At 45.5% G+C, this 18,143-nt stretch carries 16 protein-coding genes and 4 tRNA genes; 19 read left to right on the forward strand and 1 reads right to left on the reverse strand.

What is annotated here, in order from left to right:
* Positions 1 to 36 precede the first annotated feature (36 nt).
* The 9 genes from eno to rpoS all read left to right on the forward strand — a co-directional run bounded on the left by eno (position 37) and on the right by rpoS (position 7,863).
* Positions 37 to 1,338 (forward strand): phosphopyruvate hydratase, encoded by a 1,302-nt coding sequence (eno, locus tag R7Z10_RS15325; RefSeq protein ID WP_005383785.1) that lies wholly within the window; start codon positions 37 to 39, stop codon positions 1,336 to 1,338.
* 548 nt (positions 1,339 to 1,886) lie between these two features.
* On the forward strand, positions 1,887 to 2,168 hold the full coding sequence (ftsB, locus tag R7Z10_RS15330; RefSeq protein WP_005380907.1) for a cell division protein FtsB: 282 nt from the start codon (positions 1,887 to 1,889) through the stop codon (positions 2,166 to 2,168).
* A gap of 1 nt (position 2,169) precedes the next feature.
* Complete coding sequence (ispD, locus tag R7Z10_RS15335; RefSeq protein WP_005380898.1) at positions 2,170 to 2,877, forward strand: 2-C-methyl-D-erythritol 4-phosphate cytidylyltransferase; 708 nt, start codon at positions 2,170 to 2,172, stop codon at positions 2,875 to 2,877.
* A 14-nt stretch (positions 2,878 to 2,891) separates the two neighbouring features.
* Positions 2,892 to 3,368 carry a 2-C-methyl-D-erythritol 2,4-cyclodiphosphate synthase gene (gene ispF, locus R7Z10_RS15340; protein WP_005380896.1) on the forward strand — a complete coding sequence of 159 codons (477 nt, stop codon included), beginning with the start codon at positions 2,892 to 2,894 and terminating at the stop codon, positions 3,366 to 3,368.
* A gap of 45 nt (positions 3,369 to 3,413) precedes the next feature.
* Entirely contained in the window at positions 3,414 to 4,457 is a 1,044-nt protein-coding gene (truD, locus tag R7Z10_RS15345; RefSeq protein ID WP_005380895.1) for a tRNA pseudouridine(13) synthase TruD, read from the forward strand.
* Positions 4,457 to 5,233: a 5'/3'-nucleotidase SurE gene (surE, locus tag R7Z10_RS15350; RefSeq protein ID WP_005380894.1), complete on the forward strand. Its 777-nt coding sequence runs from the start codon at positions 4,457 to 4,459 to the stop codon at positions 5,231 to 5,233. The genes truD and surE overlap by 1 nt, the downstream gene beginning before the upstream one ends.
* Positions 5,233 to 5,859 carry a protein-L-isoaspartate(D-aspartate) O-methyltransferase gene (locus R7Z10_RS15355; protein WP_005380892.1) on the forward strand — a complete coding sequence of 209 codons (627 nt, stop codon included), beginning with the start codon at positions 5,233 to 5,235 and terminating at the stop codon, positions 5,857 to 5,859. Before surE ends, R7Z10_RS15355 begins: the two co-directional genes overlap by 1 nt.
* Positions 5,860 to 5,872: 13 nt before the next feature.
* The gene (locus tag R7Z10_RS15360) at positions 5,873 to 6,796 is read left to right on the forward strand and encodes a peptidoglycan DD-metalloendopeptidase family protein (protein WP_318105217.1); all 924 of its coding nucleotides are present in this window, start codon (positions 5,873 to 5,875) and stop codon (positions 6,794 to 6,796) included.
* 80 nt (positions 6,797 to 6,876) lie between these two features.
* Positions 6,877 to 7,863 (forward strand): RNA polymerase sigma factor RpoS, encoded by a 987-nt coding sequence (rpoS, locus tag R7Z10_RS15365; protein ID WP_005380887.1) that lies wholly within the window; start codon positions 6,877 to 6,879, stop codon positions 7,861 to 7,863.
* 82 nt (positions 7,864 to 7,945) lie between these two features.
* On the opposite strand, the gene mutS is transcribed toward rpoS, so the two are convergent.
* Positions 7,946 to 10,507 (reverse strand): DNA mismatch repair protein MutS, encoded by a 2,562-nt coding sequence (gene mutS / locus R7Z10_RS15370; protein ID WP_033907432.1) that lies wholly within the window; start codon positions 10,505 to 10,507, stop codon positions 7,946 to 7,948.
* A gap of 84 nt (positions 10,508 to 10,591) precedes the next feature.
* On the opposite strand from mutS, the gene pncC reads away from it, so the two are divergent.
* From pncC to R7Z10_RS15420, 10 genes are all read left to right on the forward strand, one after another.
* Positions 10,592 to 11,074 (forward strand): nicotinamide-nucleotide amidase, encoded by a 483-nt coding sequence (gene pncC / locus R7Z10_RS15375; protein ID WP_130545006.1) that lies wholly within the window; start codon positions 10,592 to 10,594, stop codon positions 11,072 to 11,074.
* A gap of 200 nt (positions 11,075 to 11,274) precedes the next feature.
* Positions 11,275 to 12,318 carry a recombinase RecA gene (gene recA, locus R7Z10_RS15380; protein ID WP_005380874.1) on the forward strand — a complete coding sequence of 348 codons (1,044 nt, stop codon included), beginning with the start codon at positions 11,275 to 11,277 and terminating at the stop codon, positions 12,316 to 12,318.
* A 127-nt stretch (positions 12,319 to 12,445) separates the two neighbouring features.
* A complete protein-coding gene (gene recX, locus R7Z10_RS15385; protein WP_025768848.1) occupies positions 12,446 to 12,913 on the forward strand; it encodes a recombination regulator RecX in 468 nt (155 codons plus the stop codon).
* Positions 12,914 to 13,055: 142 nt separating this feature from the next.
* A complete protein-coding gene (gene alaS, locus R7Z10_RS15390; RefSeq protein ID WP_005380872.1) occupies positions 13,056 to 15,638 on the forward strand; it encodes an alanine--tRNA ligase in 2,583 nt (860 codons plus the stop codon).
* A gap of 214 nt (positions 15,639 to 15,852) precedes the next feature.
* A complete protein-coding gene (locus R7Z10_RS15395; RefSeq protein WP_318105219.1) occupies positions 15,853 to 17,040 on the forward strand; it encodes an aspartate kinase in 1,188 nt (395 codons plus the stop codon).
* Positions 17,041 to 17,132: 92 nt separating this feature from the next.
* A complete protein-coding gene (csrA, locus tag R7Z10_RS15400) occupies positions 17,133 to 17,330 on the forward strand; it encodes a carbon storage regulator CsrA (protein ID WP_004415691.1) in 198 nt (65 codons plus the stop codon).
* Between the two features lie 334 nt (positions 17,331 to 17,664).
* Positions 17,665 to 17,756: transfer RNA gene (locus R7Z10_RS15405), tRNA-Ser, on the forward strand.
* A gap of 31 nt (positions 17,757 to 17,787) precedes the next feature.
* Positions 17,788 to 17,864, forward strand: a tRNA-Arg gene (locus tag R7Z10_RS15410).
* A 29-nt stretch (positions 17,865 to 17,893) separates the two neighbouring features.
* Positions 17,894 to 17,985: transfer RNA gene (locus R7Z10_RS15415), tRNA-Ser, on the forward strand.
* Between the two features lie 85 nt (positions 17,986 to 18,070).
* Positions 18,071 to 18,143: transfer RNA gene (locus R7Z10_RS15420), tRNA-Arg, on the forward strand.

The raw sequence follows: 18,143 nt of genomic DNA on the forward strand, positions 1-18,143 counted from the left end.
GATTGACATTTATATTTGAAACGAGAGGAAACATTAATGTCTAAGATCGTTAAAGTTCTAGGTCGTGAAATCATCGACTCACGTGGTAACCCAACTGTAGAAGCTGAAGTACACCTAGAAGGCGGTTTCGTAGGTATGGCGGCAGCTCCATCTGGCGCATCTACTGGTTCTCGCGAAGCTCTTGAGCTACGTGACGGTGACAAAGCACGTTTCCTAGGTAAAGGTGTTCTTAAAGCAGTTGAAGCTGTAAACGGCCCAATCGCTGAAGCTCTAGTTGGCAAAGACGCTAAAGACCAAGCTGCAATCGACGCAGTAATGATCGAACTAGACGGCACTGAAAACAAATCTAAATTCGGTGCTAACGCTATCCTAGCTGTTTCTCTAGCAAACGCTAAAGCTGCTGCTGCTGCGAAAGGCATGCCTCTATACGAGCACATCGCTGAGCTAAACGGCACTGCAGGTCAGTTCTCTATGCCTCTACCAATGATGAACATCATCAACGGTGGTGAGCACGCAGACAACAACGTTGACATCCAAGAGTTCATGATCCAACCTGTTGGCGCTAAGACTCTTAAAGAAGGTCTACGTATCGGTGCAGAAGTATTCCACAACCTAGCTAAAGTTCTTAAGTCTAAAGGCTACAGCACTGCAGTTGGTGATGAAGGTGGTTTCGCTCCTAACCTTAAATCTAACGCTGAAGCTCTAGAAGTTATCGCAGAAGCTGTTGCAGCTGCTGGTTACGAACTAGGTAAAGACGTTACTCTAGCTATGGACTGTGCTGCATCTGAGTTCTTCGACAAAGAAGCTGGCATCTACAACATGAAAGGCGAAGGTAAAACTTTCACTTCTGAAGAGTTCAACCACTACCTAGCTGAGCTAGCTAACCAATTCCCAATCGTTTCTATCGAAGACGGTCTAGACGAGTCTGATTGGGATGGCTTCAAGCACCAAACTGAACTACTAGGTGACAAGCTTCAACTAGTAGGTGACGATCTATTCGTTACTAACACTAAGATCCTTGCTGAAGGTATCGAGAAAGGCGTAGCTAACTCTATCCTTATCAAGTTCAACCAAATCGGTTCTCTAACTGAGACTCTAGCTGCAATCAAGATGGCTAAAGACGCAGGTTACACAGCAGTAATCTCTCACCGTTCTGGCGAAACTGAAGATGCAACTATCGCTGACCTAGCGGTAGGTACAGCAGCAGGTCAAATCAAAACTGGTTCTATGAGCCGTTCTGACCGTGTTGCTAAGTACAACCAGCTAATCCGTATCGAGGAAGCACTAGGTGAGCGCGCTCCTTTCAACGGTCTTAAAGAAGTTAAAGGTCAAGCTTAATTCTTCACTAAATTAGCAGCTTAACTTAAAGCTTTTAAAACACCCTGCTTTGGCGGGGTGTTTTTTTATATAACGGAAGCGCTAAGTGAGCGCGCTCCTCCATGTTTCAAGGAAGCGGTCTTAAAGAAGTTAAAGATCAAGCTTAATTCTTAACTGAGTTAACGGCTTAACTTAAAGCTTTTGAAAACGCCTCACACTTGCGGGGCGTTTTTTTATACAACGGAAGCGCTAAGTGAGCGCACTCCTCCATGTTTCAAGTAAGCGGTCTCAAAGAAGTTAAAGATCAAGCTTAATTCTTATTGAGTAAAGTTTCGCTAAATAGCTTTTTGAAACCATCGCTACGGCGGTTTTTTGTATTTATAGGTTTGTATTTTTGGCTCTTACTTTGGTCATGGGTAAGGAGCGCTTCCTATGAGCTTGTTTCATTTTGCTGCTTATTTCTTGTAAGGAGCGTGTGAGTCTCCCTTTCTCCCCTAGAGGCAACCTCGCATTTATGCTATATATGTCACCTTATCTAATTCCTTCCGGTACAGAATGTTAGCAGCGATATGCGAATCTTTGTTATAGCCCTTACGCTACTGTTTGGCTTGCTTCAATACACTCTATGGTTTGGTAAAAACGGAGTGTCTGACTACTACACAGTAAAAGATGAAATTGAAGTTCAGCAACAAGTGAACAGCAAGCTACAAGCTCGCAACAATGAAATGTTCGCTGAGATTGATGACTTAAGGCAAGGTCTTGATGCGATTGAAGAACGTGCGCGTCATGAGCTCGGTTTAGTTAAAGATGGCGAGACTTTTTACCGCATTATAGGTGAGGAAAACCATTAAAATGTTGGATATGAACTCATCGCATATCGCAATTGTGCCTGCTGCTGGTGTGGGTAGCAGAATGAAGGCAGATCGCCCTAAGCAATATTTATTGATCGAAGGTAAGGCGGTACTGGAACATACCGTAGAGAAACTGCTTTCTCACCCAAATATTTCTAAGGTTGTCGTTGCCATTACTGACGGCGACCCATATTACCCAGAATTGTCCATTGCTAAGCGCCCAGATGTGATTCGTGTAGCTGGTGGTAAAGAAAGAGCAGACTCTGTGTTATCAGGGCTAAACTATGTCAATGAGCATCTGGAAAGCGAGTGGGTATTAGTTCACGACGCTGCAAGGCCATGTGTATTAACATCCGACATTGACCGTTTGATTGATGTTTGCTGCGCCCACTCAACGGGTGGCATTCTCGCATCTCCTGTGAGAGATACAATGAAGCGAGCAAACGCAGTACAAGATATCGATCATACGGTAGATAGAGAAGCATTGTGGCATGCACTTACTCCACAAATGTTTAAAACTCAGCAGCTTACTCAAGCACTGGCTGACGCATTAGAACAGGGTGTAACCATTACCGATGAAGCCTCGGCTTTGGAATGGCTAGGCGAGAAGCCAGCCTTAGTTCAAGGGAATGCGAACAATATAAAAATCACTCAGCCAGAAGATCTTGCGTTAGCCGAGTTTTATCTAAGCCGTGAGCGCGGCGAATAAAGAAAGGATAGAAAATGATTCGAATTGGTCATGGTTTCGATGTACATAAATTCGGTGGTGAAGGCCCAGTCATTATTGGTGGTGTAGCAATCCCTTATGAGCAAGGTTTGATTGCACACTCAGACGGCGATGTAGCGTTGCATGCGTTAACGGATGCTCTGCTGGGCGCGATTGCTGCCGGCGATATTGGTCGTCATTTCCCAGATACGGATGATAAATGGAAAGGCGCAAACAGTCGTGAACTACTGAAAGACGTTTACCGTCGAGTCAAAGAGCAAGGCTACCGCCTTGGCAATGCTGATGTAACCATCATGGCACAAGCGCCTAAAATGGCACCACACATTGACGCAATGTGTGCGGCAATTGCCGAAGATCTAGAAACCGACATTAGTAACATCAACGTAAAAGCGACGACGACAGAACGTCTCGGTTTTACCGGACGCAAAGAAGGTATTGCAACGGAAGCCGTTGTACTTCTGTTTAAGCAATAACTAGCAATTTGCTCTTCTAAGCTGTGATATCAGCGGAAACACATCATGTCAGACATTTTATCTTCATTGGCTTACCTAACGGGTAAGCCAGTTGCATCGGCAAAAATCAAAGCGCAGCCAGAGCACTTTCAGGTTCGCGAAGATTTAGGTTTTGCCTTTACGGGCGAAGGCGAGCACCTAATGGTTCGTATCCGTAAAACGGGCGAGAACACCAGCTTCGTTGCTAACGAGTTAGCAAAAGCCTGTGGTGTTAAGTCGAAAGACGTTAGCTGGGCGGGTCTTAAAGACCGTCATGCGGTGACGGAACAGTGGTTAAGTGTCCATTTACCAAAAGGTGAAACGCCAGATTTTTCAGCGTTTTTGGCTCAATACCCAAGTATCGAAATCCTTGCAACAGATCGTCACAATAAAAAACTGCGTCCTGGTGACCTAGTAGGGAACGAGTTCGTGGTTACTTTGTCTGAAGTGACAGATATAGCGGATGTAGAGCAACGTCTTGAAAAAGTGAAACAAGTTGGCGTGCCAAACTACTTTGGTAGTCAGCGTTTTGGTAACGATGGTAACAACCTTGAAGAAGCACGTCGATGGGGACGCGAAAACGTTCGTACCCGCAATCAAAACAAGCGCAGCATGTATTTATCAGCGGCTCGTTCGTGGATTTTCAACCGCATCGTTTCAGCTCGTCTAGAGAATGGTGTGTTTGATAAGTTCATTGATGGTGACATTGCACAGACGAATTCTGGCACTCAGTTGATTGATGCAAACAACATAGCTGCTCTGCAAGTGCAATTTGCGCGAGGTGAAGCGGCAATTACCGCTGCGCTTGCTGGCGATAATGCACTGCCTACTCAAGCCGAGGCTCTGGCATTAGAGCAACCGTTTTTAGACGAAGAGCCTGACCTCATGGCGCTGATTCGTGGTAATCGCATGCGCCACGACCGTCGCGATATTGCGCTGAAGCCAAAAGATTTAGCTTGGACGGTTGAAGGTAACAACATTACGTTGACTTTCTCACTGGATGCGGGATCTTTTGCGACCTCTATTGTTCGTGAGTTAGTTAATGAGGTTGAAGTAGAAAGAGAATACTAATGGAACAGGATTCACGAAACCCGAAGCCCTTAAGGGTCTTAATCAGCAATGATGATGGTGTTCATGCTCAAGGGATTCATGCCCTCGCTGATGAGTTGAGAGATATCGCCGAAGTGACCATTGTCGCACCTGATCGAAATCGTTCAGGTGCTTCGAATTCACTCACATTAGAACAACCATTACGCGTGACTGAAATTGCCCCAAATATCTACTCAGTGCAAGGCACGCCCACGGATTGTGTGCATTTCGCGCTGAATGAGCTAATGAAAGATGATTTGCCTGATCTTGTTCTGTCAGGAATCAACCATGGCGCTAATTTGGGTGATGATGTTCTTTATTCTGGAACAGTAGCAGCCGCCATGGAAGGTCATTTCCTTGGCGTTCAGTCGGTGGCTTTTTCTCTAGTGGGTAAGCGACATTTCGAATCCGCCGCTAAAATTGCACGTCAAATTGTACAACAGCATTTAGCGTCGCCGATTCCAACGAATCGTCTACTGAACGTAAACGTACCTGACTTACCATCAGAGAATTTAGGTGAAATTGAAGTTACGCGTTTAGGTGCACGTCATCACGCAGAGAATATGATCAAGCAGAAAGATCCGAGAGGCCATGACATTTATTGGTTAGGGCCACCAGGAAAGGAGCAAGATGCAGGAGAGGGCACGGACTTTTATGCAATTGAGCATGGCCGAGTTTCAATGACGCCTCTGCAAGTTGATCTCACCGCTCACGAGTCGCTGCGTGCTATGGATAGTTGGTTAAAGGAAGAGAAGTAATGAGTAACCCACATGCTGACAGGTTGATAGCGTTTCTTATCTCCAGTGGCATCAAAGACCAAAGAGTTCTGGATGCTATCCAACGCTTGCCACGAGAAAGCTTTGTTTCTCAAGCGATGATGCACCAAGCCTATGATAACAATGCGTTACCAATTGGTCAGGGACAAACTATTTCTCAGCCTTATATCGTTGCGCGTATGACCGAGTTGCTTGAGCTAGAGCCGGCGAGTCGTGTTCTGGAAATCGGAACGGGATCGGGTTATCAAACCGCGGTACTGGCGCAAATTGTTGATCATGTATACTCCGTTGAGCGAATTAAATCGTTGCAATGGGAAGCAAAGCGTCGCCTGAAGCAATTGGATATTTACAATGTTTCAACTAAGCATGCTGATGGGTGGCAGGGCTGGGAAGCGAGAGGTCCTTTCGATGCTATCATTGTTACCGCTGCCGCTGAAGTGATTCCCCAAGCTCTTCTCTCACAATTAAGAGATGGCGGCAAAATGGTCATTCCTGTTGGAGATACGGAGCAACAGTTATTAAAAATAGAGCGTAAGGGAGACGAATATCTCTCTACCGTTGTAGAAATGGTTCGGTTCGTACCTCTGGTTGCGGGTGATTTAGCTTAAGGGTTGGGGATAGGTGAATAAGTTACTACGTCATATTGGTATTAGCTTTGTGTTTGCTGCAGGACTAGTTGGTTGTGCAGCGCATTCCCCTGCACCTGTCTCTAGCCTAAAAAAAGACTATTCAAGCCTTGAAAGAGGGAGTTACAGAGGGAGTTATTATGAGGTAAAAAAAGGCGATACGCTTTACTTCATAGCTTATGTCACAGATAAAGATGTAAATGATCTTGTTCGTTACAATGAGTTAACTCAGCCTTACACTATCTACCCAGGACAGAGGCTAAAACTTTGGGCTCCGAAATATGTCGCCCCTAAATATGGTCAAAAAGTTGAACCCGTTGTGGCTCCTGTTGTTACGCCCCCCCCAGCTCCAGTGACGAAAACATCAACAGCCTCTAAACCTAAACCTTCGAGTAAAAACTCTAGTCAAAAACCTACAGAGACTAAGCCTAAAGTCGTACAAAAACAGCCTCCAAAGAAGGTTGAACAATCGAAAACAAAGGAGTATGTTGGTTCAAAAGATAACCAAAAAGTGAAGCGAAAAGCGCCAACTACCACAGCAAAGAGTGATAAAGTCTCAAAGTGGTTGTGGCCAACAAAAGGGAGAGTAATCAAGAACTTTTCGGCGGGAGAACAGGGAAATAAAGGTATCGACATCGCAGGACAGCGTGGTCAACCTATCGTTTCAACCGCAGCCGGCACAGTCGTTTATTCAGGCAATGCGCTACGAGGTTATGGCAACTTAATTATAGTAAAGCATAACGACAATTATTTAAGCGCATACGCACATAATGACAAACTGCTGGTCACAGAAGGACAAAGCGTAAAAAGCGGACAAAAAATCGCCACCATGGGTAGTTCAGGTGCAAAGTCGGTCAAACTACACTTTGAAATTCGCTATCAAGGTAAATCAGTGAATCCAAAACGCTATTTGCCTTAAAACTTTGAAAAACAACTTGCGACATCATTTAGCGACATATTGAGTTGTCATGTCTTGCTAACTCGCCAGGGGGAGGCGTTATGAGTATCAGCAACACAGTAACCAAAGTTGAAGAGTTTGCATTTGATAATGCGTCAGTGAAGACCATTGATAACGAACTCGAAAGATCATCATCCACAGAAAGCAAAGCGACTGCGCGTGAAGAATTTGACGCGAGCAGTAAAAGCTTAGATGCAACTCAGTTGTATTTGGGCGAAATTGGCTTCTCACCTTTACTTACTGCCGAAGAAGAAGTGCTTTACGCAAGACGCGCCCTACGTGGCGACGAAGCGGCACGCAAACGTATGATCGAAAGTAACCTACGTTTGGTTGTTAAGATTTCTCGTCGATACAGTAACCGTGGTCTAGCACTACTTGATCTGATTGAAGAAGGTAACCTCGGCTTGATCCGAGCGGTCGAAAAATTCGACCCAGAACGTGGTTTCCGTTTCTCTACTTACGCAACGTGGTGGATCCGACAAACGATAGAGCGAGCGTTGATGAACCAAACTCGCACGATCCGTCTACCTATCCATGTAGTGAAAGAGCTGAACATTTATCTGCGTACTGCGCGTGAACTTTCTCAAAAGCTCGATCACGAACCGACCGCAGAAGAAATTGCTGCTCAATTAGATATTCCAGTCGAAGACGTAAGCAAAATGTTACGCCTTAATGAGCGTATTAGCTCTGTCGACACGCCAATCGGTGGTGACGGTGAGAAAGCGCTGCTGGATATTATTCCTGATGCAAACAACTCTGATCCAGAAGTTTCGACTCAAGATGACGACATCAAATCATCGTTGATTCATTGGTTAGAAGAGTTGAATCCGAAACAGAAAGAAGTGCTTGCACGACGCTTCGGCCTACTAGGCTATGAGCCTTCGACGCTGGAAGAAGTTGGTCGAGAGATTGGTCTGACACGTGAGCGAGTACGTCAAATACAAGTGGAAGGTTTACGTCGTCTTCGTGAAGTCCTAATCAAACAAGGTTTGAATATGGAAAACTTGTTTAACGTAGAAGACGATTAAATAATCCGTATTTCACTAGATACACAAAAGGCTATGGTTCCCCATAGCCTTTTTTCTTTTTTGCTCGTCGGTGTGAGTCTGTTTACAGCATCTTCTTCAAGCGATACAGCTCTTCAAGAGCTTGGCGTGGCGTTAAGTCGTCAGGGTCAATACCTGACAGAGCTTGTTCGACCTCGCTAGGCTCTGGAATCAGGCTCAACTGGTTAGCCACATCTACTGCACTTGGACGTGGTGTGTCACTGTTTTGCCCCAGTTGCTCTAGCTGAGATAGCTTGTTACGCGCATTTTTGATGACCGTTTTTGGTACGCCTGCTAAGCCCGCAACAGCCAGACCGTAAGACTTACTTGCCGCACCTTCTTGAACTGCGTGCATAAAGGCAATGCTATCTCCATGCTCTACGGCATCCAAGTGAACGTTCGCTAAGTTTGGCAGTTGGTTCGGTAACTCTGTTAATTCGAAGTAGTGAGTTGCAAATAGGGTCATCGCACCAATTTGTGTTGCGAGCCATTCCGCACTTGCCCAAGCTAAAGACAGACCGTCGTAAGTACTAGTACCGCGTCCGATTTCATCCATTAGCACCAAACTGTTCTTAGTTGCGTTGTGAAGAATATTGGCTGTTTCGGTCATTTCTACCATGAAGGTCGAGCGGCCAGATGCAAGATCATCTGATGCACCAATACGAGTAAATATACGATCTAAAGAACCAATCTGTGCGGATTCTGCCGGTACATAAGAGCCGATATGTGCCATCAATGCAATCAGCGCAGTTTGACGCATGTAGGTTGATTTACCACCCATGTTTGGACCGGTGATGATCAACATCTTCCGGGCTGGGTTAAGCTCAATTGGGTTCGCGATGAACGGCTCTGTTGTTACTTGTTCTACGACTGGATGACGGCCAGCTTGAATGTGAATTCCTGCGTCTTTCACAAGCGTTGGGCGGCAGTAATCTAACGAATCTGCACGCTCTGCTAGGTTTTGTAATACATCTAGCTGAGACAGAGCAGAAGCTAGGTTTTGCAGCTTCTCAAGGTTTGGCATCAATAGATCAAACAGTTCTTCCCACAACTGTTTCTCAAGTGCTAACGCTTTAGACTTCGAGTTAAGTACTTTGTCTTCGTGTTCCTTAAGCTCTGGGATGATGTAGCGTTCAGCGTTTTTGAGTGTTTGGCGACGTACATAATGCGGTGGAACCAAATGGCTCTGGCCACGGCTCACTTGGATAAAGAAGCCATGAACGTTGTTATAGCCTACTTTAAGCGTATCGATACCGTGTCGTTCACGCTCATCTCGCTCAAGCTGCTCAAGATATTCTGTTGCACCGTCTGCCAATTTTCGCCATTCATCGAGCTCCGCATTGTAGCCTTCAGCGATGACGCCACCATCACGAATAACAACCGGCGGATTTTCTTTAATCGCGCGTTCTAACAGGTCACATACTTCGTCAATCGGAGCTGCATACTTCGCCAATTTCGTTAGGTACGGATGGGTCAAAGAAGCGGTGACAGATTCTAGCTCTGGTAGCTGTTGCATGGCATTGCGAAGTCTAGCCATATCGCGAGGGCGAGCAGAGCGTAATGCAAGGCGCGCTAAGATGCGTTCAATATCACCAATTTGCTTTAACGTTGGTTGAAGATCGGCAAACAGAGCTTGTTCTTTAATCTCACCAATTGCATCAAGACGATTGTTTAACGTTTCAATGCAACGCATAGGCTGATGCAACCAACGCTTCAGCATTCGGCTGCCCATCGGAGTTGCACAATGGTCGAGTACTGCAGCTAGCGTGTTATCGGTTCCGCCTGCTAGATTTTGAGTAATTTCCAGATTACGTCGGGTAGCAGCATCAAGGATGACGGATTGATCCTGATGATCAAACGTTAAAGAGCGAATATGAGGTAAAGCCGTACGTTGAGTATCTTTTACGTACTGGATCAAACAACCAGCAGCACATAACCCTAAGGACGCATGTTCTACACCAAAACCAACCAGATCTTTTGTGCCAAATTGTTGATTGAGTTGTTGCTTAGCCGTATCAAGCTCAAACTCCCAGACTGGGCGACGACGGTTACCATTGCGGCTCGCCATTAAATGTACAGGTTCAAAATCTTCTGGGAACAGTAGCTCACGTGGTGCAGTGCGTTGAAGCTCGGCTGTCATCGCTTCTTCAGTTTCTGGCTCTGTCAGTTGGAAGCGACCAGAGGTGACATCCAGCGTCGCATAACCGAACTTACCGTTGTGATGGTAAATTGCTGCGATTAAGTTATCGACACGCTCAGAAAGCAGCGCTTCATCCGTCACAGTACCTGGTGTCACGATACGCACAACTTTACGTTCTACCGGGCCCTTGCTGGTGGCCGGATCGCCAATCTGTTCACAGATCGCCACAGACTCACCAAGCTGAACAAGTTTTGCCAGGTAGCCCTCTACGGCGTGAAATGGCACACCCGCCATTGGGATAGGTTCACCTGCAGACGCACCACGTTTGGTCAATGAAATATCAAGAAGCTGAGAAGCTCGCTTGGCATCATCGTAAAAGAGTTCGTAGAAATCGCCCATGCGGTAGAACAGCAAAATCTCTGGGTTCTCAGCCTTTAGCTTGAGGTATTGCTGCATCATCGGAGTGTGTTTTTGTTCAGCTTTCACAGGTAAGTTCTTTTGTTTATTTCCGTAGCGGCTTAGGATACGTGAATCCCTATCAAGTAAAAAGAGACAAAGGGCATTTTGGCTATGGAAAAAACAACAAAATTGAGTGCCGATTTAGGCGCATTATTGGCTAAACACGGGCATCTTTTAACGACGGCAGAATCATGCACGGGTGGCGGTGTTGCAACTGCTATTACTGATATTGCTGGCAGTTCTGCGTGGCTTGACCGGGCGTTTGTCACTTACAGTAATGAAGCCAAAATGGAGATGCTTGGTGTACAAGCTTCAACGTTGGAAGCTCATGGTGCGGTGAGCGAACCCGTTGTGATTGAAATGGTACAGGGTGCAATTAAAAACTCCAATGCCACCATCGGTGTGTCCATCAGTGGTATTGCAGGGCCGGGTGGTGGCAGTGAAGAGAAACCAGTCGGCATGGTCTGCTTTGCTTTTGCTGATAACCAAAGTTGGCAGCAAGTCGAAACCATGCATTTCTCTGGTGACCGTGCAGAAGTTCGCAAAAAAGCGGTCGAGCATGCGCTGACTCAATTGTATCAACATCTACTCTAGAATTTCTTAAATTGTTTTAGCCCAGCATTGATAAGGGCTAGAGCAAATCACGACTTTAGGTCAGCCAAATTTTTTTCATACAGGTATGGACACTGTATGAATCAACAGTATAATAACTTTCATTGCTGAGCAGTTCTTCTGCTTAAGAAAAATGAATTACTATTCGTCGCCCAAAGAAGATGAATAAATCGGAGAAAGTAATGGACGAGAACAAACAGAAAGCGCTCGCCGCTGCGCTAGGTCAAATTGAAAAGCAATTCGGTAAAGGCTCTATCATGCGCCTTGGTGATAACCGCGCAATGGACGTAGAAACCATCTCAACTGGTTCTCTTTCTCTTGATATCGCTTTGGGTGCTGGTGGTCTACCAATGGGTCGTATCGTAGAAATCTACGGCCCAGAATCTTCAGGTAAAACAACGCTAACACTTGAGCTTATTGCTGCTGCGCAACGTGAAGGCAAAACTTGTGCGTTTATCGATGCAGAACACGCTCTAGATCCTGTATACGCGAAGAAACTTGGCGTTGATATCGATGCATTGCTAGTTTCTCAGCCAGACACAGGTGAGCAAGCGCTAGAGATCTGTGACGCACTTGCACGTTCTGGTGCTATCGATGTTATGGTTGTCGACTCTGTCGCAGCACTAACACCGAAAGCAGAAATCGAAGGCGAAATGGGCGATAGCCACATGGGTCTGCAAGCACGTATGCTTTCTCAAGCAATGCGTAAGCTAACGGGTAACCTAAAGCAGTCTAACTGTATGTGTATCTTCATCAACCAAATCCGTATGAAGATTGGTGTGATGTTTGGTAACCCAGAAACAACAACAGGTGGTAACGCACTTAAGTTCTACGCTTCTGTTCGTCTAGATATCCGTCGTACTGGCGCAATCAAAGAAGGTGACGAAGTCGTAGGTAACGAAACGCGCATCAAAGTTGTTAAGAATAAGATTGCAGCACCATTTAAAGAAGCAAACACACAAATCATGTACGGCCAAGGCTTTAACCGCGAAGGTGAACTTGTCGATCTAGGTGTGAAGCACAAGTTAGTTGAAAAAGCCGGTGCTTGGTATAGCTACAATGGCGATAAGATTGGTCAAGGTAAAGCGAATGCGTGTAACTACCTGCGTGAGCACCCTGAAGTGGCTAAAACTATCGATACAAAACTGCGTGAAATGTTGCTAGCGCCAGCACTTGCGGAAGCGCCTGAAGCTGGTGAAGCGCCAGAGCAAGCTGAAGAGTTTTAATCTCTCATAGATTAATAAATGACAAAGCCCTGCAATGCGGGGCTTTGTTGTATCTATTGAAATCAAAAATCGAATTATCACAAAGGCCATTGAGAGCCTGTACAGCAAAAATACTTTTAGGATCATCATGTACCAAAAACGCCAGGCGCCAACATTATCGAGCAAAGAGGCAGCTATCCAATTGCTTAGCCGTCGCGATCATGGTCAGTATGAGCTTTACCAAAAATTATCGATGAAGGGCTATGAAGAATCAGACATCGACATCGCAATTAATTTTTGCCTAGACCATAATTATCTAGATGATTTACGTTACGCGAAGAGTCAAATTAGACAGCATGTATACAAAGGACATGGAGAGCGTCGAATTCGTCAAGAGTTAAACCAGAAGCGTGTTGCGGAATCGGTGATTGAGCAAGCTATGGCTGAAGAGCCGCAAGATTGGTTTGAACTGGCTAAACAGGCGGCAGAAAAGAAATTCAAAGGCGTCAAAGCCAAGGACCAAAAAGAATACGCAAAACAAGTCCGTTTTCTACAATACCGAGGCTACAGTTTCGACCAAATTAGCTATGCGCTTGCCTTTGAAGACCAAGATTAGCGTTGATCCAATTGCGCTGATTTTTGTTTTGCTTCAAATTTTTTCTCCTACTCCCTCTTTTCCTCAAGAAAACTAGTCTCAGCTGTTTGCATGATCTACAATACGGCAAAATTCTAACTCGACTATTTTCAGGAAGAGCTGCATGTACATGAGCACTGATGAGGTTCGTAACGCGTTCCTCAAGTTCTTTGAGAGCAAAGGACACCAAATCGTAGAAAGTTCATCGTTAGTTCCACATAACGACCCAACCCTGCTGTTCACAAACGCAGGTATGAACCAATTTAAAGATTGTTTCTTAGGCTTAGAAAAACGAGCCTACACTCGAGCGACTACGGCTCAGCGTTGCGTACGTGCTGGTGGTAAACATAACGACCTAGAAAATGTTGGCTTTACTGCTCGTCACCACACATTCTTTGAAATGTTAGGCAACTTCAGCTTTGGCGATTACTTCAAAGAAGATGCGATCTCCTTTGCTTGGGAATTCCTAACCGAAGTTCTTAAACTGCCAGCGGATCGTTTATTGGTAACTGTTTACGAAACCGATGACGAAGCGTTTGACATCTGGAACAAGAAAGTTGGCGTACCCGCTGATCGTATTGTTCGCATTGGTGATAAAGAAGGCGGCAAGCCGTACGAGTCTGATAACTTCTGGCAAATGGGCGACACTGGCCCTTGTGGTCCATGTACTGAAATCTTCTACGATCACGGTGAGCACATCTGGGGTGGCCGTCCTGGCACGCCTGAAGAAGATGGTGACCGTTTCATCGAGATCTGGAACAACGTATTCATGCAGTTCAACCGTCACGCAGACGGCACTATGGAACCGCTACCAAAACCATCGGTAGATACTGGTATGGGTATCGAGCGTATCTCTGCAATCATGCAGGGCGTTCACTCAAACTACGAAATCGATGTATTCCAAGCTCTTATCAAAGCAGCAGCAGAAGTGATCGGTTACGAAGACCTATCAAACCAATCACTACGCGTTATCGCTGACCACATCCGTTCATGTTCATTCCTGATCGTGGATGGTGTTATGCCTTCAAACGAAGGTCGAGGTTACGTATTACGCCGTATCATCCGTCGTGCAGTTCGTCACGGTAACAAGCTGGGCGCACAAGGTGCATTCTTCCACAAGTTGGTTGGCGTTCTAGCTGACATCATGGGTACGGCTGGTGAAGAGCTGAAGCGTCAACAAGCTGTGGTTGAAAAAGTACTGCGTATCGAAGAAGAAAACTTTGGTCGTACACTTGAGCGCGGTATGGCGATTCTAAACGAAGCACTAGATAACCTAGACGGTAAAGTACTAGACGGCGAAACCGTATTTAAACTTTACGATACTTACGGCTTCCCAGCTGACTTAACTAACGACGTAGCACGTGAGCGTGAGTTCGCAATCGACGAAGAAGGTTTCGAGAAAGCGATGGAAGAGCAGCGTCAACGTGCGCGTGAAGCGGGTAACTTCGGTACTGACTATAACGCAGCAATCAAAGTTGATACGCAAACAGAATTCTGTGGTTACACAGGTACTAAAGGCTCTAGTTCTGTAGCAGCGATGTTCGTTGAAGGCAACGAAGTAGATTCGCTATCTGCGGGCGACAAAGCAATCATCGTACTTGGTGAAACACCATTCTACGCAGAGTCAGGCGGTCAGTGTGGTGACGCTGGTGAAATCCGTACTGAGTCTGGTGTATTCCGCGTTGAGGACACTCAAAAACTAGGTAACGCAATCGCGCACCACGGTGTAATGGCAGAAGGCGTTCTAGCGAAAGGTGATGAAGTAGCAACTATCGTTGACGCAGAGCGTCGCGCAGCTATCTCTCTAAACCACTCAGCAACGCACTTGCTACACGCAGCACTACGCCAAGTTTTAGGTGAGCACGTAACGCAGAAAGGCTCATTGGTGAAGGCAGACAACCTACGTTTCGACTTCTCACACCTAGAAGCCGTAACTGCAGCAGAGTTGAAAGAAGTTGAGCGCCTAGTTAACGCGCAAATTCGTCGCAACCACACGATTGAAACCAACGTGATGGACATTGAGTCTGCTAAGAAGAAAGGCGCAATGGCTCTATTCGGCGAGAAGTACGACGACGAAGTACGCGTACTATCTATGGGCGACTTCTCGACAGAGCTTTGCGGTGGTATTCACGCATCAAGCACAGGTGATATTGGCCTATTCAAAATCACTTCAGAAAGCGGCATTGCTGCAGGTATTCGACGTATTGAGGCGGTAACAGGCGAGGCTGCATTAGACGCGATTGAAGCTCAAAACGCGAAGTACGAAGAGAAACTGGCAGAATCTGCACAGAAAGCAAAAGCGCTAGAGAAAGAAGTGCAGAAGCTAAAAGATAAGATGGCGGCAGCAGAAAGCGCTAACATCATGGGCAAAGCGGTTGAAGTCAATGGTACAAAAGTTCTAGTCGCAGCTCTTGAAGGCGCTGACAGCAAGAACCTACGTACTATGGTTGATGACATTAAGAACCAAATGGGGTCTGGTGTCGTACTGCTTGCTAACGTAACAGGTGACAAGGTTGGCCTGATTGCTGGTGTGACTAAAGATCTAACTGGTAAAGTAAAAGCTGGTGATCTAGTTAAGATGATTGCTGAGCAAGTCGGTGGTAAGGGCGGTGGTCGTCCTGACATGGCTCAAGCTGGTGGTACTGATGTAGCCGCACTACCAGAGGCAATTAAAACAGTTCAGCCTTGGTTAGAAGAGCGCTTATAAGCTTTTAACTACTAAAATTACGCTCAATCAAGTTTCTTTGATTGAGCGTAATTTTTTTTTTAGCAGCCAAGTGGTTTAATTGACCAAAAGTTAACCGAGTCATTTAGGCTATTTGGTTTTTGTTGTAACTACTGCTTATATAATTTTTCTAAAAGGAAATACTGACGATATAAGCAGTTCTAAAGAGACTTCGGTCTTGGGAAGGTGAAGACTGGTGAAAAAGCCCCTTATCGTGCAAAAGTTTGGCGGAACCTCAGTGGGTTCAATTGAAAGAATCCACCAAGTTGCTGAACACATCATTAAGGCGAAAAATGATGGCAATCAAGTTGTTGTTGTCGTGTCTGCAATGTCAGGCGAAACAAACAGACTGATGGACCTCGCTAAACAGATAGATAGCGTGCCTACAGCTCGAGAACTTGATGTTTTGCTCTCTGCTGGTGAGCAAGTGTCAATGGCACTGTTAGCAATGACACTCAATAAATTGGGTCATGCTGCACGCTCGCTTACCGGAGCACAGGCGAATATTGTGACGGATAATCAACACAATGACGCAACGATTAAACACATTGATACTAAGACAATTCTGGGATTGCTTGAGCAAGACCAAATCGTGATTGTTGCAGGCTTTCAAGGTGTGAATGAGAACGGGGATATCACCACATTAGGTCGAGGTGGCTCAGATACGAGCGCAGTGGCACTGGCAGGCGCATTGCGCGCTGATGAGTGTCAAATCTTTACCGACGTTGATGGTATTTATACTTGTGACCCACGTGTAGTGAAAAACGCGCGAAAATTGGCGGTTATCGATTTTCCTTCCATGGAAGCGATGGCAAGCCGAGGCGCGAAAGTATTACATTTACCTTCAGTGCAATTTGCATGGAAGAATAATGTGCCACTGCGCGTGCTTTCGACATTTGATGTTAATGAAGGCAGTCTGGTAAAGGGGGAGTTAGGCAATCAAGCCGTCTCTGGTATAGCCATTCAACGTGACCTTGCCATAATCGAAGTCGATAAAGAACATTTATCTAGTGCTACAAAACAATGTCAGATGTTGGGTATCGACATTTGGAGTGTGATCGAGGAAACAGAACGGGCAGGTATCATGATAAAACAAGATGCATGTGCCAAGTTCGATCTGGTGTTCAGCGACAAAATCCGTAATAGTGAAGTGGTAAGCCTGTTGACCGCAGTGGGGCTTGAGGCCAATGGAATGGTAGAGCACGCATGCGATTTGTTGGCAAAGCGAGATATTGAGATCAATTTCAGCGCAACGAATACACTCACTATGATGCTAGTTTTAGCACCCGAATGTGTGGATACAGCAGCAAACATTCTGCATGATGCTTACATTACGTCTAGTGAAGCATTAAACATTCAACAAAAACATGCCTTTTTAGGCTGATTTTCGCTAACAAGGTAGTTTACGAAAATATAACTTTTGTTGGATAATAGCTTTGTAGCAAGAAAATTTAGAGATTACTCAAGGAGCAAAGAATGCTAATTTTGACTCGCCGCGTAGGCGAAACACTGATGATTGGTGATGAAGTGACTGTAACTGTACTAGGTGTTAAAGGTAACCAAGTGCGTATCGGCGTTAACGCTCCGAAAGAGGTTTCAGTTCACCGTGAAGAAATCTACATGCGCATTCAAGCTGAAAAAGGCAATGGCAACGTTGCTTCAGGTAACTACTAAGTCGCTCCTGTTTACAGAGCTTAGTTTGAATGAAAAAGGCTAACCGAAGGGTTGGCCTTTTTAGTTTTTACTGTTTTTGAAAATTTGCAGAAACTATTGTGTTGAGTATGGCTGTGAATTCATCAATAATGTTGATTCGAACTTCAGAAAGTTATTTGAAAATAAATGTCTTTTTTTCAGAGAAGACTCTCTTTTTTTCATCATAATAGAGTGATAAAGTTCGTTTAATAGTCACTTTGATTAAATCAGCAACGGTTAAGCCAGTTTCGTAGATTTTTTCAAAGAAAGTGTTTGACATATTTTCGGTAAAACGTAATATGTGCCTCCGCAAGACGGTGAGGTGGCCGAGAGGCTGAAGGCGCTCCCCTGCTAAGGGAGTATACGGTTTATCCCGTATCGAGGGTTCGAATCCCTCCTTCACCGCCATTCTTGCAACGTTGATTTATCAACAAAAAGTGCGTCCTTAGCTCAGCTGGATAGAGTACCTGGCTACGAACCAGGCGGTCGGAGGTTCGAATCCTCCAGGACGCGCCATATCTCTTTTGAGATATAACAATGAAAACGGTGAGGTGGCCGAGAGGCTGAAGGCGCTCCCCTGCTAAGGGAGTATACGGTTTATCCCGTATCGAGGGTTCGAATCCCTCCTTCACCGCCATTCATTGACTGGCCCGATGGCCTTTTTTTTGTTTCGTAAGAAATGAATGTGATTTACTTCACAACTTCTTAGCAAGAAGATCTGCGCGTCCTTAGCTCAGCTGGATAGAGTACCTGGCTACGAACCAGGCGGTCGGAGGTTCGAATCCTCCAGGACGC

Source organism: Vibrio sp. Vb1018, from assembly GCF_033338775.1.
GTDB classification, from domain to species: domain Bacteria; phylum Pseudomonadota; class Gammaproteobacteria; order Enterobacterales; family Vibrionaceae; genus Vibrio; species Vibrio alginolyticus.